The organism is Klebsiella sp. K-Nf6 (assembly GCF_002806655.1).
In the GTDB taxonomy this organism is placed as follows: domain Bacteria; phylum Pseudomonadota; class Gammaproteobacteria; order Enterobacterales; family Enterobacteriaceae; genus Klebsiella; species Klebsiella variicola.
Map to the genome: position 1 here is coordinate 1 of NZ_PIBN01000039.1, position 2935 is coordinate 2935.

General features: G+C 52.8%; 1 rRNA gene. It reads right to left on the reverse strand.

Features of this window, described 5'->3' with window-relative positions:
* Positions 1 to 12: 12 nt before the first annotated feature.
* Positions 13 to 2918, reverse strand: a 23S ribosomal RNA gene (locus CWM61_RS28445).
* Positions 2919 to 2935: the final 17 nt, after the last annotated feature.

The window sequence follows — 2935 nt, forward strand, 5'->3', positions numbered from 1 at the left end:
CTTCGGCGTTGTAAGGTTAAGCCTCACGGTTCATTAGTACCGGTTAGCTCAACGCATCGCTGCGCTTACACACCCGGCCTATCAACGTCGTCGTCTTCAACGTTCCTTCAGGAGACTTATAGTCTCAGGGAGAACTCATCTCGGGGCAAGTTTCGTGCTTAGATGCTTTCAGCACTTATCTCTTCCGCATTTAGCTACCGGGCAATGCCATTGGCATGACAACCCGAACACCAGTGATGCGTCCACTCCGGTCCTCTCGTACTAGGAGCAGCCCCCCTCAATTCTCCAGCGCCCACGGCAGATAGGGACCGAACTGTCTCACGACGTTCTAAACCCAGCTCGCGTACCACTTTAAATGGCGAACAGCCATACCCTTGGGACCTACTTCAGCCCCAGGATGTGATGAGCCGACATCGAGGTGCCAAACACCGCCGTCGATATGAACTCTTGGGCGGTATCAGCCTGTTATCCCCGGAGTACCTTTTATCCGTTGAGCGATGGCCCTTCCATTCAGAACCACCGGATCACTATGACCTGCTTTCGCACCTGCTCGCGCCGTCACGCTCGCAGTCAAGCTAGCTTATGCCATTGCACTAACCTCCTGATGTCCGACCAGGATTAGCTAACCTTCGTGCTCCTCCGTTACTCTTTGGGAGGAGACCGCCCCAGTCAAACTACCCACCAGACACTGTCCGCAACCCGGATTACGGGTCTACGTTAGAACATCAAACATTAAAGGGTGGTATTTCAAGGTTGGCTCCACGCAGACTGGCGTCCACGCTTCAAAGCCTCCCACCTATCCTACACATCAAGGCTCAATGTTCAGTGTCAAGCTATAGTAAAGGTTCACGGGGTCTTTCCGTCTTGCCGCGGGTACACTGCATCTTCACAGCGAGTTCAATTTCACTGAGTCTCGGGTGGAGACAGCCTGGCCATCATTACGCCATTCGTGCAGGTCGGAACTTACCCGACAAGGAATTTCGCTACCTTAGGACCGTTATAGTTACGGCCGCCGTTTACCGGGGCTTCGATCAAGAGCTTCTCCTTACGGATAACCCCATCAATTAACCTTCCGGCACCGGGCAGGCGTCACACCGTATACGTCCACTTTCGTGTTTGCACAGTGCTGTGTTTTTAATAAACAGTTGCAGCCAGCTGGTATCTTCGACTGATTTCAGCTCCACCCGCAGGGGCTTCACCTACCTATCAGCGTGCCTTCTCCCGAAGTTACGGCACCATTTTGCCTAGTTCCTTCACCCGAGTTCTCTCAAGCGCCTTGGTATTCTCTACCTGACCACCTGTGTCGGTTTGGGGTACGATTTAATGTTACCTGATGCTTAGAGGCTTTTCCTGGAAGCAGGGCATTTGTTACTTCAGCACCGTAGTGCCTCGTCATCACACCTCAGCGTTAATAAACGACCGGATTTACCTAATCGTTCCGCCTACATGCTTAAACCGGGACAACCGTCGCCCGGCTAACATAGCCTTCTCCGTCCCCCCTTCGCAGTAACACCAAGTACAGGAATATTAACCTGTTTCCCATCGACTACGCCTTTCGGCCTCGCCTTAGGGGTCGACTCACCCTGCCCCGATTAACGTTGGACAGGAACCCTTGGTCTTCCGGCGAGCGGGCTTTTCACCCGCTTTATCGTTACTTATGTCAGCATTCGCACTTCTGATACCTCCAGCAGCCCTCACAGGCCACCTTCGCAGGCTTACAGAACGCTCCCCTACCCAACAACACATAGTGTCGCTGCCGCAGCTTCGGTGCATGGTTTAGCCCCGTTACATCTTCCGCGCAGGCCGACTCGACCAGTGAGCTATTACGCTTTCTTTAAATGATGGCTGCTTCTAAGCCAACATCCTGGCTGTCTGTGCCTTCCCACATCGTTTCCCACTTAACCATGACTTTGGGACCTTAGCTGGCGGTCTGGGTTGTTTCCCTCTTCACGACGGACGTTAGCACCCGCCGTGTGTCTCCCGTGATAACATTCTTCGGTATTCGTAGTTTGCATCGGGTTGGTAAGTCGGGATGACCCCCTAGCCGAAACAGTGCTCTACCCCCGAAGATGAATTCACGAGGCGCTACCTAAATAGCTTTCGGGGAGAACCAGCTATCTCCCGGTTTGATTGGCCTTTCACCCCCAGCCACAAGTCATCCGCTAATTTTTCAACATTAGTCGGTTCGGTCCTCCAGTTAGTGTTACCCAACCTTCAACCTGCCCATGGCTAGATCACCGGGTTTCGGGTCTATACCCTGCAACTTAACGCCCAGTTAAGACTCGGTTTCCCTGCGGCTCCCCTATACGGTTAACCTTGCTACAGAATATAAGTCGCTGACCCATTATACAAAAGGTACGCAGTCACCCCATAAAGAGGCTCCCACTGCTTGTACGTACACGGTTTCAGGTTCTTTTTCACTCCCCTCGCCGGGGTTCTTTTCGCCTTTCCCTCACGGTACTGGTTCACTATCGGTCAGTCAGGAGTATTTAGCCTTGGAGGATGGTCCCCCCATATTCAGACAGGATACCACGTGTCCCGCCCTACTCTTCGAGTTCACAGCCTGTGCATTTTGGTGTACGGGACTATCACCCTGTACCGTCGGACTTTCCAGACCGTTCCACTAACACACAAGCTGATTCAGACTCTGGGCTGCTCCCCGTTCGCTCGCCGCTACTGGGGGAATCTCGGTTGATTTCTTTTCCTCGGGGTACTTAGATGTTTCAGTTCCCCCGGTTCGCCTCGTTAACCTATGTATTCAGTTAACGATAGTGCAACGAATTGCACTGGGTTTCCCCATTCGGACATCGCCGGTTATAACGGTTCATATCACCTTACCGACGCTTTTCGCAGATTAGCACGTCCTTCATCGCCTCTGACTGCCAGGGCATCCACCGTGTACGCTTAGTCGCTTAACCTCACAACCCGAAGATGT